The organism is Marinobacter sp. G11, assembly GCF_021282325.1.
Classification (GTDB): domain Bacteria; phylum Pseudomonadota; class Gammaproteobacteria; order Pseudomonadales; family Oleiphilaceae; genus Marinobacter; species Marinobacter vinifirmus.
Window position 1 is genome coordinate 1 of sequence record NZ_JAJSPB010000043.1, and the last position, 16,555, is coordinate 16,555.

17 protein-coding genes are annotated in these 16,555 nt (G+C 53.3%); all 17 read left to right on the forward strand.

Annotated elements, in window-relative coordinates:
* Positions 1–931 (forward strand): hypothetical protein (locus tag LWH94_RS17765; protein WP_232903122.1); only part of this gene is annotated, 931 nt, incomplete at its 5' end.
* A complete protein-coding gene (locus tag LWH94_RS17770; protein ID WP_232903123.1) occupies positions 928–2,046 on the forward strand; it encodes a glycosyltransferase in 1,119 nt (372 codons plus the stop codon). The genes LWH94_RS17765 and LWH94_RS17770, both read left to right, overlap by 4 nt.
* Complete coding sequence (locus LWH94_RS17775) at positions 2,043–3,266, forward strand: glycosyltransferase family 4 protein (protein WP_232903124.1); 1,224 nt, start codon at positions 2,043–2,045, stop codon at positions 3,264–3,266. Before LWH94_RS17770 ends, LWH94_RS17775 begins: the two co-directional genes overlap by 4 nt.
* Positions 3,259–3,855, forward strand: coding sequence for a sugar transferase (locus LWH94_RS17780; RefSeq protein ID WP_232903125.1), 597 nt, complete (start codon positions 3,259–3,261; stop codon positions 3,853–3,855). Before LWH94_RS17775 ends, LWH94_RS17780 begins: the two co-directional genes overlap by 8 nt.
* The gene (locus tag LWH94_RS17785; protein ID WP_232903126.1) at positions 3,855–4,481 is read left to right on the forward strand and encodes an acetyltransferase; all 627 of its coding nucleotides are present in this window, start codon (positions 3,855–3,857) and stop codon (positions 4,479–4,481) included. Before LWH94_RS17780 ends, LWH94_RS17785 begins: the two co-directional genes overlap by 1 nt.
* A 6-nt stretch (positions 4,482–4,487) precedes the next feature.
* A complete protein-coding gene (locus LWH94_RS17790; protein WP_232903127.1) occupies positions 4,488–5,663 on the forward strand; it encodes a DegT/DnrJ/EryC1/StrS family aminotransferase in 1,176 nt (391 codons plus the stop codon).
* Positions 5,664–5,677: 14 nt separating this feature from the next.
* Complete coding sequence (locus LWH94_RS17795; protein ID WP_232903128.1) at positions 5,678–7,642, forward strand: polysaccharide biosynthesis protein; 1,965 nt, start codon at positions 5,678–5,680, stop codon at positions 7,640–7,642.
* Positions 7,643–7,750: 108 nt separating this feature from the next.
* Positions 7,751–8,026, forward strand: coding sequence for a type II toxin-antitoxin system Phd/YefM family antitoxin (locus LWH94_RS17800; protein WP_022987642.1), 276 nt, complete (start codon positions 7,751–7,753; stop codon positions 8,024–8,026).
* Between the two features lie 15 nt (positions 8,027–8,041).
* Positions 8,042–8,473: a putative toxin-antitoxin system toxin component, PIN family gene (locus LWH94_RS17805; RefSeq protein ID WP_036218724.1), complete on the forward strand. Its 432-nt coding sequence runs from the start codon at positions 8,042–8,044 to the stop codon at positions 8,471–8,473.
* Positions 8,474–8,497: 24 nt separating this feature from the next.
* Positions 8,498–10,165, forward strand: a complete 1,668-nt coding sequence (locus LWH94_RS17810; protein ID WP_232903129.1) for an MBL fold metallo-hydrolase RNA specificity domain-containing protein — start codon at positions 8,498–8,500, stop codon at positions 10,163–10,165.
* 85 nt (positions 10,166–10,250) lie between these two features.
* Positions 10,251–11,513, forward strand: a complete 1,263-nt coding sequence (tviB, locus tag LWH94_RS17815) for a Vi polysaccharide biosynthesis UDP-N-acetylglucosamine C-6 dehydrogenase TviB (protein WP_232903130.1) — start codon at positions 10,251–10,253, stop codon at positions 11,511–11,513.
* Positions 11,514–11,692: 179 nt separating this feature from the next.
* Positions 11,693–11,950, forward strand: a complete 258-nt coding sequence (locus LWH94_RS17820) for a helix-turn-helix domain-containing protein (RefSeq protein ID WP_208618804.1) — start codon at positions 11,693–11,695, stop codon at positions 11,948–11,950.
* Complete coding sequence (locus tag LWH94_RS17825) at positions 11,947–13,155, forward strand: type II toxin-antitoxin system HipA family toxin (RefSeq protein WP_232903131.1); 1,209 nt, start codon at positions 11,947–11,949, stop codon at positions 13,153–13,155. The genes LWH94_RS17820 and LWH94_RS17825 overlap by 4 nt, the downstream gene beginning before the upstream one ends.
* A gap of 103 nt (positions 13,156–13,258) precedes the next feature.
* Positions 13,259–13,627, forward strand: coding sequence for a histone-like nucleoid-structuring protein, MvaT/MvaU family (locus tag LWH94_RS17830; protein ID WP_022987636.1), 369 nt, complete (start codon positions 13,259–13,261; stop codon positions 13,625–13,627).
* Positions 13,628–13,873: 246 nt separating this feature from the next.
* A complete protein-coding gene (locus LWH94_RS17835) occupies positions 13,874–14,242 on the forward strand; it encodes a DUF6160 family protein (RefSeq protein ID WP_232903132.1) in 369 nt (122 codons plus the stop codon).
* 477 nt (positions 14,243–14,719) lie between these two features.
* Positions 14,720–15,166: a MarR family transcriptional regulator gene (locus tag LWH94_RS17840; protein ID WP_011784123.1), complete on the forward strand. Its 447-nt coding sequence runs from the start codon at positions 14,720–14,722 to the stop codon at positions 15,164–15,166.
* A 316-nt stretch (positions 15,167–15,482) separates the two neighbouring features.
* The gene (locus tag LWH94_RS17845) at positions 15,483–16,442 is read left to right on the forward strand and encodes a lipid A deacylase LpxR family protein (RefSeq protein ID WP_232903133.1); all 960 of its coding nucleotides are present in this window, start codon (positions 15,483–15,485) and stop codon (positions 16,440–16,442) included.
* Positions 16,443–16,555: the final 113 nt, after the last annotated feature.

The following is a 16,555-nucleotide window of genomic DNA, read 5'->3' on the forward strand; positions in this document are numbered from 1 at the left end:
GGCACTGAGACTTCGGAGTAAGAAGAGAAACCCCGCGTCGCTACGCTCCGATGGGTGGCAGCCTTGCTCCGGTCCGGGTGGCAGGCTTCACGTGGAATGGGTGGCAACCTTCAGCGGTTTACGCAGGTCTTGGCGACGGATTCTCTCATTCTCTGTCTTGCTGGTGTTATCGTTGGCGGCTTTTTTGTCGCGAGGACAGATATTTTTTACTTTTTCAATCGTTTTGTTTTTGCTTGTCCTGGAATATTTTTTTTCTCGTAATAGAAAAGTATACTTTTATTGGGTTATGGGCATTTTGCCTATCCTGTGTGTTGTTGTGGTTTCTTCTTATTTTTTCAGGCTGGTAAGTGTTGAGTTTTTTTTGGCGGAAAAAGCAGGAAATGATCTGGATATAATGCAGTCTTTCTTTAGTAAGATTTCCGGTTTCGGTGCCTTGATTTTTGGTAAGGGGAATGTGCCAAACTTGCCGGCGATGCTTGTCTATGAGGATCATTTCGGAAATATTGAAAGCTACCTTTCAGGTAAATCCCTGGTTAGCTGGTTGTCGGCATTTATCCCATATTTTGACGCGACTTATATCGGGTATGGAATCAGTGACACCTGGTATCCTAATAACGTTGGTGGCATTCCGCCAGGAGTTGTACATGAGTTGTTAGCCAACTTTGGATTTTTGGGTGGTCTTCTCTCTGCTATTGTTCTCGGTGCCATAGCAGCTTGTTTGTTTAATGTTTTTTATGAGAAGAGGGGGTTTTTATTATGTGTTATATACTCTGCGCTACTTGTTCGGTTTTGGTTTATTCTTCCGAAAGTTGAGTTTGCAGTGCTGAGTAATGCGATTTGGCTCTTTCTTCCGGCTTCAGCTGTTTTTCTATTTTTTTTGGGCTTTAGTCGTGTATTTCTGGATAGGCCAATGCTCCAGAAAAATAAATGATGATACATGTCGTCAATAATTTCGTGAGCAGTACTGTTCATGCTAGTTTGATCGCTGTTCTTTCAAAAACTGTAAAAGATCAACTGGTTATCATTCCTATAAGAGATCATAACCACAAAGGTCTGAACTCTGATGGTTTGGGCGATGTCCAGTTTAAATATATTTTATTTAATAATAGGGTAATAAAATATTTTCCCTTGTTTAAAGTTTTTTTGGTCTCGGTAAGATGTTATTTTTCGTTGCGATCGGCCAAGAAAGCGAGTGAAATTGACGGTGAGAAATTGAAGGTGATCGCGCATAATTTCTGGTCAGATGGAATGGTCGCTTTTTTTAATTCTTTTTTTATTCCAATGCGTTATATGATGGTTGTTAGGAATACAGACATAAACTACTTTGTGGCCAGGCTTCCTCACTATCGGTGGTTAATGGGATGGGCTATAAAACGCTCGGCAGGCTTATCATTCGTAAGCAAATCTCATTATCTCCGCTTTAAAGCGCGTTGGCCTAGTCTTCTCAGTTGTGCACGAAAAGTCGAGATTATTCCCAATGCGGTCTCGGATTGGTGGCTGGATAACCTACTCACGGAACCTTTGGCGCGTGGCAAGCAAGCTTGCTTTGTCGGCAGGTTTGACGCGAATAAGAATCTGAAGAATCTGGTGCTGGCTGCTCAGTTGGTTTATGACGCCATGCCTGAATTCAGGTTGGTTCTCGTAGGAGGGAGTGAGGAGGAGTTTTGTGCTGCTACTGGTTGTCGTGCTGTTCCTGGCTTTGTCGTGGTTTGTGGTAGGTTGCCGAAGGAGGAGTTGCTGAAAGTTTACCGGCGTTCCAGACTTTTTGTGATGCCCTCTTTTACTGAAACGTTTGGGTTGGTTTATCTCGAGGCGCTCTCGCAGGGGTGTGCGGTCATTTGTAGTTCTGGTGAAGGGATTGATGGCATGTGGGAGGTGCCATTTATCCGCTCGGTAGAGCCTGAGTCAGTGGATGATATTGCGAGGACCATTGTTGAACTTGTTGCTGCTTTTCCTGAGGGCATTCCGGTTTCCTGGAGTACGGCTCAAGTTGGTAAGTTTAGTTGGACACAAACGGCAGATGAGTATTTGGGGTTCTTTTCTTGAAAATTATATACTTGCACCAATATTTTCGCACTCCTGAGATGTCTGGCGGTACCCGTTCCTATGAAATGGCTCGTCGTCTTGTTGCCGCGGGGCACGAAGTTCATATGGTTACCTCGAAAACAGATGGCGGAGACAATTCCGGTGCCTGGATTCAGGAGCAGGTTGACGGTATTCACGTCCACTGGCTTCCTGTGCCTTACAACAACGCAATGGGTATTGCGAGACGTTTGTTGGCGTTCTCAACTTTTGCCAGAAAAGCCGGTAAGTATGCTGCCAATTTGGAGGCGGATGTTGTATTTGCAACGAGCACGCCCCTGACAATTGCAATCCCCGGTGTTAAGGCCAGCCGAGCCTTGAATGTCCCCTTGGTTTTTGAGGTGCGCGACCTGTGGCCGGAAATTCCTATTGCCCTCAATGTGTTAAAATCTCCCTTTGCAAAGTTTCTTGCCAGAAAACTTGAGCTATGGGCGTACAAAAACTCTGAGAGCGTGGTGGGTCTGTCTCCGGGAATGTGCGAGGGGGTAGTCCGGACAGGTTATGACGCCGAGCGGGTGCACTGTATTCCCAATAGTGCTGATTTGGAGTTTTTCGCGGTATCAGACAAGGTCGGGGGAGAGTTCCGACGTTCGCGCTGTTGGCTAGGTGACAGGCCTCTGGTGTTGTACGCGGGGACGTTCGGAATGGTAAACGGTGTCAGTTACTTGGCCGATATGGCAAAAGCGATGCTCCAGCGAAACCCGACAATCTGTTTTCTTGCGGTGGGTGACGGTGCAGAGTATTCCAAAGTAAGGCAGAGAGCAGAGGAGAATGGCGTTCTGGGGAAGAATTTTTTTATGGAATCTTCCGTTTCAAAGAGAGAAATGCCAGCGTTACTTAATGCAGCAACTATTACGACTTCTCTAGTGATTGCCAATCGAGCGCTTTGGCATAATTCAGCAAATAAATTTTTTGATTCTTTGGCGTCAGGACGGCCTATTTTCGTTAATCACGGTGGGTGGCAGGCGGACCTTCTGGCGGAGTCTGGAGCTGGTTTTGAGGTTCCGGATGATGACCCTCAAGAAGCGGCTGCTCAAGTTATGGCGTTTTTGGCTGATGCCCAACGAGTTAAGCGTGCGGGCGATGCAGCTTTGACATTGGCGAAGTCGCGTTTTGATCGCTCGGTACTGGCTGATCAACTGGAGAGTGTTCTAGTCGACTCGGTGCACAGATATCATGCTTAAGCGGTTATTTGACATGGTTGTTGCATGCTGTCTGATCATAGTGTTGGCTCCGCTAGGCGTGCTTCTAGTCACAACGATCAGGCGTAAGCTTGGGCCACCTGTGTTTTTTAGCCAGGTGCGTCCCGGAAGGGATGGAAAGCCCTTCCAAATGGTCAAATTCCGCACCATGCTGGACGCCACCGATAAACACGGCAACCCACTACCAGACGACCAGCGCATGACACCCTTTGGCAGCTTTTTGCGCGCGACAAGCCTGGACGAGTTGCCTGAACTCTGGAATGTGCTCAAAGGAGATATGAGTCTGGTAGGCCCCCGGCCGTTGTTGATGGAATACTTGTCGTTGTATTCCAAAGAGCAATACCGTCGCCATGAGGTGCGCCCAGGCGTTACGGGTTGGGCTCAGATCAATGGCCGTAACGCGATTTCCTGGGAAGATAAGTTCAAGTTGGATGTTTGGTATGTCGATAACCAGTCTTTCTGGTTGGACTTGAAAATATTGTTCCTAACGGTAAAGAAAGTGCTGGTTCGAGATGGCATCAGTGGTGAAGGTGAGGTGACGATGTCAAAGTTTACCGGAACAAAAGACTGATGCGGTTAGCGATTCTTGGCGCCAGTGGCCACGGCAAGGTGGTGGCGGATGCCGCCAGTTTGAGTGGTTGGGTGGAGATTGTTTTTTTTGATGATGCCTGGCCTGCCGTTGCCAAGAACGGTCCTTGGGCGGTTGTTGGCAGAAGCCCGGATTTGTTGGCCAAGGCTGCTGAGTTTGACGGCGCGGTTATTGCGATCGGTAATAATGGTATTCGCATGGCCAGGCAGCAGGAGTTGGTGTCTGCCGGGCTGAAGTTAGTCTCTGTGGTTCACCCCGCTGCAATTGTCAGCCCGCATGCCTTGGTTGGTGTCGGTAGCGTTGTGTTTGCCAATGCGGTTATCAATGCCTGCGCTACTGTGGGCGCGGGCTGCATTGTAAATACCGGCGCCATAGTGGAGCACGATTGCGTAGTGGGCGATTTTTCGCACCTTAGCCCAAACTCGGTGCTTGCCGGTGGCGTTACTGCGGGGCAAAAGGTTTGGGTGGGGGCCGGCGCCACGGTGAAGCAGTTAGTTGTGCTGGGCGATGAGGTTACAGTCGGTATGGGAAGCGCTGTGTTGAAAGACGTTGCTGCCTGTAAGACTGTTGTTGGCGCTCCAGCCCGCCCCGTTCATTTTCAGGATTGAGTTTTTATGTTGAATACTGCGTTTTCGCCTTGGCCTTCTTTTACTCAGGAAGAGGCGGATGCTGTCTCTGCTGTGCTTTTGTCAAACAAAGTGAACTACTGGACTGGCACCGAAACCCGCGAATTTGAAAAAGAATTTGCCGCGTTCGCTGGTACCGATCATGCGGTAGCGGTTGCCAACGGTACGGTGGCGCTGGACTTGGCTCTGAAGGGGCTGGGCATAGGTGCTGGCGACGAGGTGATTGTTACTTCCCGAACCTTTTTGGCTTCTGCGTCGTCTATTGTGAATGCGGGAGCTACGCCGGTATTCGCGGATGTAGATCGGGATTCCCAGAATATTACAGCGGATACGGTTCGCCCCCTGGTAACGGAACGAACCCGGGCCATTATTGCAGTGCATCTTGCCGGCTGGCCGTGTGATATGGATAGCCTGAATAGATTGGCTCAGGAACACAATCTATTCGTTATTGAAGATTGTGCCCAGGCCCATGGTGCTACCTATAAGGGCCGGCCGGTGGGCTGCCTGGGTGATGTGGCGGCCTGGTCGTTCTGTCAGGACAAGATTATGACCACTGGTGGGGAGGGTGGCATGGTGACCACCAACAACCGCGAATTGTGGTCCCGCATGTGGTCATTCAAGGACCATGGCAAGAGTTGGGAAGCGGTTTATGAGCGCCAGCACCCGCCGGGGTTCCGTTGGTTGCATGAGAGAATTGGCACCAACTGGCGGATGACGGAGATGCAGGCGGCCATTGGTCGCATTCAGCTGACCAGAATGCCGGACTGGACTCGTGCCAGGCGGGCTAACAGCAATTTAATCTGGGCTGAGGCCGCAAAACACAAGGGCTTGAGAGTGCCTGTTATACCAGGCGACATTGGCCACGCTGCTTATAAGTGCTATGTATTTGTTGAGCCCGGCGGATTGAAGCCGGGATGGGATCGTGACCGGATTATGGCTGCCATTATTGAACGGGGCGTGCCGTGTTTCTCTGGCTCTTGTTCTGAGGTTTATCTTGAGAAATGTTTTCAGGATTTATCTCTCGCGCCTGTAGAACGCTTGCCGGTTGCCCGTGAGTTGGGGGAGACCAGTTTGATGTTCCTGGTGCACCCCACGCTGACGGAAGCTGAGATGGCTAAAACGGTTGAAGTACTTTCCGGCGTTATGGCAGAGGCCTCTTGCTGAAACAGGGAGTTGTGGTGAGAAACAAGCTGATTAATCGAATCCTGCATCTATCCCGGCCGAAGAAACGGGCGATTTCCGTTGTAACGGATTTTGTGCTGCTGTCGCTGGCCATTTGGGCGGCGTTTGCCTTGCGATTCGAGAATTCCGGTTGGCTGCCTTCAGAAAAGCAGCTCTGGGTATCACTGGCTACCGTAGTGGTGACGGTTGGAGCCTTCATAAAGCTCGGCCTTTATCGGGCCGTGATTCGATACATCAGCGAACATGCTTTTCTGGCGATTCTTGTTGGCGTTGTTTTCTCGAGTATTGCGCTGATTGTTTTGGGGTTCTTGTTCCAGACGCTGGTGCCCCGTTCCGTGCCGGTTATCTATGGGGCTTTCGCCTTCATGCTTGTTGCGGGTACGCGTTTTGGTGTGCGCACAGTCGTTCGGCGCCGTGGTGATCGCTCCAAAGACGGCGTTCTGATTGTGGGCGCGGGGCCGAAGGGTATGCAGTTGGCTTCCGCCCTGGCGCAGGGAGTTGAGCACCGGCCGCTTGGATTTGTTTCGATGGTGGACGCCAATCATAAGTCCATGATCGGCAATTTGCCGGTCTATTCTCTGGAGTTCATCGATAAGGCGATTCGGGAGTTGGATGTTTCTCGAGTGTTGCTTGCGATAGAGGACTCTGAGCCGGTTAACCGCAAACAACTCATGCAAACCCTCGAAGGCCTCTCCGTACCGGTTCAGACCGTGCCTTCTATGTCGGAACTGGTTGCTGGTCTGGCCCGAATCAACGACATTCGGGATCTGGAAATCGAAGATCTCCTGGGGCGGGACCCGGTTCGGCCGGATGCTGCCATGGTGTCCCAAAGCCTGTTCGGCAAGGCGGTACTGGTGACCGGGGCGGGTGGTTCCATTGGTTCCGAGTTGTGCCGGCAGATTCTGCGCCACAAGCCGTCGAAGTTAGTGCTGTTCGAGCAGTCCGAGTTTTCGTTGTATGCCATCGAGCGCGAGTTGCAGTCGATCAACCAGATTGAGGCGCTGGGTGTGTCTTTGCATGCGGTGCTGGGCAGCGTAACTCATCGTCGCCGCTGCGAGGCGGTGATGCGGGCTTTTGGTATTCAGACGGTTTACCACGCGGCGGCCTATAAGCACGTGCCGCTGGTTGAGCACAATGTGATTGAGGGGGTGCAGAACAATGTGTTCGGTACCTTCCATGCGGCTGAGGCGGCGATTGCTACGGGCGTTGAGCGCTTTGTTCTGATTTCTACCGATAAGGCGGTTCGCCCGACCAATGTGATGGGGGCATCCAAACGCATGGCGGAGCTGGTGCTTCAGGGCCTGGCCCAGCGGCAGTCCGGTACTGTGTTTTCGATGGTGCGCTTTGGCAATGTGCTGGGGTCTTCTGGCTCGGTTGTACCACTGTTCCGTGACCAGATTCGCGATGGCGGGCCGGTAACGGTGACTCATCAGGATATTATTCGCTACTTCATGACCATCCCCGAAGCCAGTCAGCTGGTGCTGCAGGCCGGCAGTATGGGGCAGGGTGGTGAGGTGTTTGTGCTGGATATGGGTGAGCCGGTAAGAATCGCCGACCTTGCCCGCAAGATGATTCACCTGATGGGCCTGGAAGAGAAAACCGAGGATAACCCGGACGGCGATATAGAGATTATCTACACCGGCCTGCGCCCTGGTGAGAAATTGTATGAAGAGCTTCTGATTGGTGATAATCCGCAAGGTACGGCTCATCCTCGGATTATGATGGCCCGGGAGGTTTCTCTGCCGTGGGCGGAGGTGGAAGATTTTCTGAGCAAGTTCGCTCATGCCAGCCAGGCGTTTGATTGTCAGGCGGTTATTGAACTATTGAAGCAGGCGCGGACTGGCTATGCGCCGAATGGCGAGCTGGCGGACCTGGTTTGGTGTAACGGCGGGCAGGGGGTGAATGAGGTCAGGCCGGATGGCAAGGTGCTGAAGTTTGGGGTTTCGCCGCAGGATGTTTGAGGGCTCCAGCTGAACTGTGTTTGGGTAGGTACCATACCCAGACAAGCCTCTGGCGTTTAGTGCCTGGTAGCGATATGATCATTATGATTGATATGGTTGGAGGCTGCCATGATTACTGAAACCAGCGCAGTGAAATTCCGCCAGAACCTGGGCGAGATGATAAATCAGGTTCAATACCGGCATGATAGTGTCTTGATCAAGAAAGACGGCAAGCCCGTGGCCGCTTTAGTGGATGCTCGTTTGTTCAACCGTATTCGTCGCCTGGAGGCTCGGTTTGATGCGTTGAGCGCCCGCCTTGAGCAAGGGTTTTCCGGGGTTCCTCAGGATGAGGGGCTTCGGGAAATAGAGGATGCTGTTTCCGGCGTCCGGTCGGAAAACCCTTAGGAGTTTTAACCAGGGATGGCTTCTATTCAGGTAGTTCTTGATACCAATGTAATAATTTCAGGTTTGGCATACCCTTCAAGCATTCCCGGAAAAATCATGCAGGCTTGGCGTGGCGGGGCACTGGATGTGGTTCTCTCCGAGTTTATTCTAGGCGAAATTCGCAGGGTACTGCCGCGGCTGGCTCATCGTCATGGCATGACCGAGTCTGAAATTGATGACTTTGTGGATATTCTCAGTTTTCTGGCGGAGTTGGTTGATCCGGAGGCTTTACCCGACGGTGCCGTGAGGGATGAAAACGATACGCCGGTTTTGGGCACGCTTCTGGCAGGAATGAAGCTCCATGGCGTGGATTACCTCGTAACGGGCGATAAAGACCTGCTTGTCTTGGCTGATGAGTTCCCGGTGATAACGCCGGCAGACTTTTGGGCCAAGCATGGTGGATTATAGTACCAGGCAACAAGGAATGTTGAGATGATTGAGATTTTGCACCATGGTGCGGTGAATGGGGTGACTGGCTCTTGCCATGAGCTTCGGGTTGGTAGGGCTGAGTCTGGTGCCATGGGGGTCAGTCCACGTAGGGACAGACCCCTGTCAGACATTGGGCGCCAGAACCCGCAGGCTACAAAGGGGTCTGACCCTCTGGGGTCAGACCCCACCCTTCTGTCAGCGCCGGACTCCCATCTGGGCATCCTGATAGACTGCGGCCTGTTCCAGGGCCAGGAAGACAAGCAGCGGGCCAATGCTGGCGACCTGGCCATCGACTTCTCCATCACCCACATCCGCGCCCTGGTGGTCACCCACGTGCACATAGACCACGTAGGCCGGATTCCCTACCTGCTTGCCGCCGGCTTTGATGGCCCTATCATCTGCTCCGAGCCTTCCGCCATCATGCTGCCGGAAATCCTGGAAGACGCCCTGAAGATTGGCTTCACCCGGGATCGTTCGTTAATCAACCGCGTGCTGGATTTGATCCGCTCCCGCCTTGTGCCGGTGCCTTATGGCCAGTGGCATGAGGTGTTTGATGAGGGTGAGTGTTCGCTTTCGGTGCGATTGCAGCGGGCTGGGCATATTCTTGGGTCGGCGTATGTGGAGTGCGATGCCCGGGCCGGGAGTTATGAGGAGCGTGTGGTGTTCAGCGGAGACCTGGGTGCGCAACACTCGCCGTTGCTGCCGGAGCCGGTTTCGCCTGAGCGGGCAGACCGGTTGGTGATTGAAAGCACCTACGGTGACAAAGACCACGAAGATCGGGAAACCCGGCGTTACCGGTTGAAGCGGGTGCTGGAACATGCGCTGGCCGATGGTGGCAAGGTGCTGGTGCCGGCGTTTAGTATTGGGCGGACGCAGGAGTTGCTTTACGAGATTGAGGGGCTGATTGCAGAGTTTGGGGATGAGCCTGTTGCTGAGCTTGGTGCCAGCGGGGTCAGTCCACGTGGGGACAGACCCCAGTCAGACAATAAGCAGCAGAATTCGCAGGCTACAAAGGGGTCTGACCCTTTGGGGTCAGACCCCACCCTTCTGCCTGAGCCCATCTCCGGTAAACCTCTCACCTGGGACCAACTAGAGATAGTTGTAGATTCGCCCCTGGCCGCCGAGTTCACCAAAATCTACCGGGACCTCAAACCCTTCTGGGACGCCGAGGCCCGCGCCCTGGTAAAAGCCGGCCGCCACCCGCTGTCTTTCGAACAGCTCACTGTGATCAACTCCCACGAAGACCACCTGAATGCCGTAGAATACCTGGCCAAATCTCACCGCCCCTGCGTGGTGCTGGCCGGCTCCGGCATGTGCGCCGGGGGCAGGGTGGTGAATTATCTGAAAGCTATGCTGGGCGATGCCCGTAACGACGTGTTGTTCGTCGGATATCAGGCTGCCGGAACGCCGGGCCGAGACATTCTCACCTATGGCTCTAGAGGTGGTTGGGTAGAACTTGATGGCGAACGCTATGATATCCGCGCCCAGGTTCACCAGGTCGGCGGCTATTCGGCCCACGCGGGGCAGAGTGATTTACTGCGCTTCGTGGAAGGCATCCCCGACGCGCCCAAACAGATTCGTGTAGTGCACGGCGATGACGATGCCAAGCGGGCACTGCAAGCACAACTGAAACCAATGGTACCCGGCACCGAAGTCCTGGTACCCCATTAATTTTAATTCGGGGTCAGACCCCCGGTACATTTGGCATGATGAAATGTATCCGGGGTCTGACCCCCAAACGCAGTTTGGAGGATGGATGAAGAAGATTGCGGTTGTTGGCCTTGGCTATGTGGGGCTGCCGTTGGCGGTGGCGTTTGGCGAGAAGCGTGAGGTGGTGGGCTTCGATATCAATGCTGGCCGTATTGCTGAGCTGAAGGATGGCGTGGATTTCACCCGCGAGGTTTCCCGTGAGGAGCTGGGGGCGGCGAGTAAGTTGTCGTTCACCGACTCTCTGGACGGCATTGCCGATTGCCAGATTTACATCGTGACGGTGCCGACTCCGATTGACGAGTTCAAAACCCCGGACCTGACGCCGCTGGTGAAGGCCAGCGAGAGCGTGGGTAAGGTGCTGAAGGCCGGCGATATCGTGATTTACGAATCTACGGTGTATCCGGGCGCGACCGAAGAGGTGTGTGTGCCGGTGCTGGAGAAGGTTTCCGGCCTGACGTTCAACAAGGATTTTTACGCCGGCTACAGCCCGGAGCGGATCAACCCGGGCGACAAGGAGCATCGGGTGACCACCATTATGAAGGTGACATCCGGCTCCACTCCGGAGATTGCGGACGAGGTGGATGCACTGTACGCAGGCATTATCACGGCCGGCACCCACAAGGCCAGTTCCATCAAGGTGGCGGAAGCGGCGAAGGTGATTGAGAACACCCAGCGCGATCTGAACATCGCCCTGATGAACGAGCTGTCGATGATTTTCGCGCGGCTGGGCATTGATACCCACGAAGTGCTGGCGGCTGCGGGCACCAAGTGGAACTTCCTGCCGTTCAAGCCCGGCCTGGTGGGCGGCCATTGTATTGGTGTAGACCCGTATTACCTGACTCATAAAGCCGAGGCGATTGGCTATCACCCGGATATTATCCTGGCCGGCCGTCGTGTTAACGACAATATGGGCCCCTATGCCGCCGCGCAATTAGTAAAGATTATGATCAAGCGCGGCCTGACGATTGCCAATTCCCGCGTGCTGGTAATGGGCCTGACCTTCAAGGAAAACTGCCCGGATTTGCGTAATACCCGGGTAATTGACGTGGTTGAAGAGCTGCGTGATTTCGGTTGTTCAGTCGACGTAACCGACTGCTGGGCTGATAACGCTGAAGCCGAACACGAATATGGCATCACCCTGGTGGATAACCCGGAGAAAGGAAAATACGACGCTGTATTCCTGGCCGTTCCTCACAACGAATACGCCGCCATGAGCGCTGAAGAGCTGCGCAGCTACACCGGCGACAACGGCGTGCTGTGTGATCTCAAAGGCGTGTTGCCGCTGGGGCAGGCCGACTTCCGGCTGTAGTACACAGTAAGGCACCAAGCCATCCAGTCTACAAAGGGGTCGGGCCCTAAAAAATAGCGGGGTCAGACCCCCAGTACATTTCATCGTGCCAAATGTACTGGGGGTCTGACCCCGTTTTTTGTTTTTGTGAATATACGCTACACTCAATTACCGGAAGATAATTTGAGGATTATATTCACGTGGATCTCACCGAGTTGGCCGTTCTCATCCGAACCGAGCGCAAGCGAGCGGGGTTGTCGATGCAGTCCCTGGCGGAGCTGGCGGGGGTTGATCGTACTACGTTATCCCGGCTGGAGAATCAGCGGTTGCCGGAGCTGGGCTATGCGAAACTGGAGCGTATCCTGGCGGTGCTGGGGCTGGAGTTTGCGGTAAGGCCTGCCGGCGCGTTGCCTACGCTGAATGATCTGAAGCGGGATAGAGGGCAGGGCGACGTATGAGTAGCTTGCATCGGGCTGTTGTGGAGGTTTCCGGAGAGGTTGTAGGCGATCTGGCGGCGCCGGGCCGGCCGGAGCCTGCTGTTTTTATGTATGGGGCGGAAGTGCCGGAGAGCTCGGCGGTGTCTGTGACCATGCCGGTGGCGGGGCAGGTGTATTCCTATGATGGCTTGCATCCGGTGTTTGCCCAGAATCTGCCGGAAGGTTATCTGGGCGATATCATTCGCAAGCATGTGGCCAAGCTTTATGGCTCGGGTGATCTGACCGTTCTGGCCGCTTTGGGGCGGCACCAGGTTGGGCGCGTGGTGGTTTCTGACCCTGGCGCGGAAGCGAGTAGTGAATTCGCCGATGGGGAGTCTTTGTCGTCGCTCTTGAGTGCGGATAATGCCGGGCTATTTGAGGAGCTTCTGGATAAGTACGCCCTTCGATCCGGAGTGTCCGGCGTGCAGCCAAAGGTGCTTGTGCCCGGCACGATCAGCGAGAAAACCACACTTCGAACCCGCGGTTATATTGTAAAGACCTGGGGCGACGATTATCCCCAGTTGGCGGCTAATGAATATTTCTGCATGACAGTGGCGAAAGCCTGCGGTTTACCGGTTCCGGATTTTTATTTGTCGGATAACGGGCGTTTGTTTGTTATGATCCGCTTTGACCGCGATGATTCGGGCAATTGGCTGGGTTTTGAAGATGCCTGTGTGTTGCAGGGCCTTTTGCCTGCAGACAAGTATTCTGGCAGTTATGAAAAACTGACCAAAACCATGAGGGCGTATCTTTCTCCTGAATATCGGGTTCGGGATTTGCGGTGGTTGTTTCTTTCTGTGGCGGTGTCGTGGGCGGTTCGCAATGGTGATGCTCATTTGAAGAACTTTGGTTTGCTGTATGAGAGTCCCTTTGCGAAAAGGTGGCTTGCGCCGGTGTACGACATTGTTTCAACCACACCTTATCTGGGCGGGGATGTTCCTGCGCTGACTCTTCAGGGCCGGAAGGTTTGGTGGCCGGTTGATTATCTCGTGCAGTTTGGCCGACTGTCTTGTGGTATGTCTGCGTTGCAGGTTTACAAAGATCTTGAGTTGCTGGCCAGTAAGTTAGAGTTAGTGGCGCAGGATATCGAGCATTATTGCAAGGCCAATCCGGAGTTTTGTGAAGTGGGCGGTGTAATGGTTAATACTTATCAGGCAAGTGCGCAAGAGATCATGAAGAGTCTTTAAACAAATAACTTTGCCATACCCCTATTTGTTTATTATTATTCCGCCCGACACATGGTCTTTATGATCTTTGTTTAAAACCCCACAGATAACAGGTTTTAATTTCATGGCAAAAATTAACGATTATTACCAGAAGAAGCAGCTGATGGAAAAGCTGGCTGCAGAGCTGGAGAAGCTGGAAAAAGATCAGGCTTTGAAATCCGAGCTGGAGTTTGAAAACAAGGTTCGTGATTTGATGAAGCAGTTCGACAAGTCTCCGAAAGACGTGCTTCAGATTCTGGCTGCGATTGATCCCACCATTGCTGGCGGCAAGGTTGAAGCGCCTGCAGGCACCCGTGCCAAGCGCCCCCTGAAAACCTACAAGAACCCGCACACCGGTGAAGTGGTTAAAACCCGTGGCGGCAACCACAAGACTCTGAACGAGTGGCGTGACAAGTACGGTAAGGAAGCGGTTCAGAGCTGGCAGGAAGCCTGATTTTAGCCTGAGTGTGAACGGCATCATGGAAGGTGTAAGTTAACCTTCGGGTAATGAGTGGATGTGATGCTGTTCACTCTTTGATTTGCTTTGTCTGAGTATAGTGAGGATTGAGGTTCGCCAGAAACAGTTTGTTACACAGAATAAAGCGAACCCTGTGCCAGCACCGGAAAAACATAATAAACGGGCGGCATAGCGAGCTGGGCGTTGAAATCGGCTCACTAAAACAATTCAGAGACACGAACTATGACAAAGTTAGCGTATGGATGCGCTGCCCTTGCCACGCTCCTGCTGGGTATTTCGCCCGTTGCCCAGGCGGAGCTTGAACCCATTTCTGACAACAGAATGGGGGAGGTTACCGGGCAGGCCTTTATGAACATCGAAAATATTCCCGGCAATGGGGTGGATTACACCCGAATGACGCTGGGCATTGATGTTGAAACCCGCGTTAATATTGACGACATTCAGGTCGGCCAGATTGATGGCGGCACTGACTTCTCCGCACAACACCTCGCGCTTGGCCATATCGCCCGCAACGACGGCGAAACCTTTAATGGCGTTACCTATAACGAAGGTGAGGCTATTCGAGGGTTGGCAGACAAACGTGAAAAATAGCCCAAAAACACTCTCAACCTATTGAACTACCAGTTTTTGGTCACCCAACCCCAGAGTTCATGCCATTCTGCCCGATAAGCGGAACTTGGCCTTGTTGTCGTCCTTGCAGGCTCTACTCGACCGGGGACTGACCATGGCGAATGCGGATTGCCTGGAAGACGCCGTGCCGAAGACCTGGCTGGTTTCGAGTGAAGATGCTACGGCGTTGTGGAGTGCTCGGCGCCAGCTTTTTTAAGCCGGTTGCCGGTCACTCAGCAAGGGTGTCTACCAGGGCGACAATACGCTGAAGGCCTCCTGTCTCTGAAGAAGTGAGGAGTTACCTGTCTCACTGGAAGGAGAAGTTCCTTAGCTGGCCTCGGAATCCGCGTGATGTTGCATATTGATCTGGCGCAAACCTGGCTAATGTGTAACTGACGCTTGTCTATATGATTAGCTTACGATTTACTGTTACTGAATCAGCAATAGCAGGACAGTGATATGGACCCGCAAATCCCTCGAGATCAGTTTCCCTTCGCCAATGCCCGAGTGGCAAGGCGCTGGCGCAAGTTACTGGATGAGCGCCTGAAAGACCTGGGGGTTACCCAAGCTCGTTGGTTCACCATGGTCTGCCTGCAGCGTGGTGGTGAAGGATTGACCCAGCGGGAGTTAGCCCATTTGATGACGATCGAGAATCCGACATTGGTCCGTCTGCTTGACAGCCTTGAAGAGCAGGGGCTGATTGAACGACGGCCCTGTAAGCATGATCGGCGCGTCAGGTTGCTGTACCTTACCAATACCGGTGAGCGCTTTTCGAGCGAACTGAATGAGCGGGCGAATCTCTTGCGAGAGGAGATGCTGAAAGGCATTGAAGACCAGGATCTGGAAGTCGCTCTGCGTGTGTTTGAACGGGTTATGGAAAATTCCGCCAACCCCAAATATTACTGAACCCGAGACATTTTTCAGACGCGAGCGACAAGATTAGGATTGGAGCGTTCCGCAAATTTCGCCGGCACAGGACGGTTCCATCACGGCTGGCAGTCAATTATTAAGTGTGTTACGTTTAGTTTATACTGAACGAAATGAACATAATGTGCGGCAGTCGTCCTAGCCTTTTTGGCCGATCATCGAATTAACGGGCATGGGAAAGTGGGGCAGCATCCGGGAGTATGGTCTTTTGCAACCGGTTCAACCCGCCTTGACAGAGGGCGCTTTATTGAAATCTCGACGTGGCAAAAAGTGTTATTGGAGTTGGTGCTCAGGTTTGTTGCTGGGCTTCCTTGTGACGTCAGCTTCCGCCGACGGCCTGCTGTCCCTGAAAGTGGAAAACGATGCCTTTTCCGCCGGTGGCGATGGTCAATACACCAACGGCGTAGAGGTGATCTGGGCCTTTGAGCCCCCGGATCGACATTGGACCCGCCGTCTTGCGGACGTCATTCCGGGCTGGTCTGGCAGTACTCTTGCGGGCGTAACGTACCGGCTCGGGCAACAGATCTATACGCCCGAAGATATAGAGGTCGAAACGCTTATTAAAGATGACCGCCCCTATGCCGGCCTTTTGTTTGGTGGAATTTCGCTACTGAGCGAAAGGGAGCACGGTGGCTTGCGTTTGGCAGACAGCCTGCATATCGACGTGGGCATCGTAGGACCGGCTTCCGGTGCTGAGGTAGTCCAACGAAATTTCCACGATCTTATTGCGGCAGACAAGCCGAGGGGTTGGGACAACCAGCTTGAGAACGAGCCAGTGATTAATTTTGGTTATGAACGGGCCTGGCTTAAACAACAGGATGTCGCTGAGCTAAGCCTGGAATATGGACCGTCTGCCGGGTTTGCGCTCGGCAACCTGTATACCTACGCTTCCAGCGGCCTTGGGTTTCGTTTGGGAGAGGGGCTTGATCGTAGTTTCGGCATTCCGTCAGTCGCCCCCGCACAAGGCGGGCAATCTTCTTTTCGGCGGGATCGGGGCTTTAGCTGGTACGTCTTCGCTGCCGTAGAAGGGCGCTATACAGCACACAACCTGCTGCTCGACGGCAACAGTTTCGAGGACAGCCACTCCGTTGACAGTCGTGAGTGGGTTGGCGATGCTCAGGTGGGTGCGGCATTGACCTGGGATCGCTGGCAGATCGCCTACACCTACCTGTGGCGCAGCGAAGAATTCGAGGAAAAGGACGGCGTCGATCAGTTTGGATCGATCGTTCTGTCTACCTGGTTCCTGAATCAGTGACTTTGCAGGCCAGTATACTCCGCAAAGCGCCATCGGCGCTAACGGGAGCCATCACTTGGTCAAAAGCAGGTTGATAATGCCGGAACGTGCAGTCTGACGTCGATCAGCGGCCA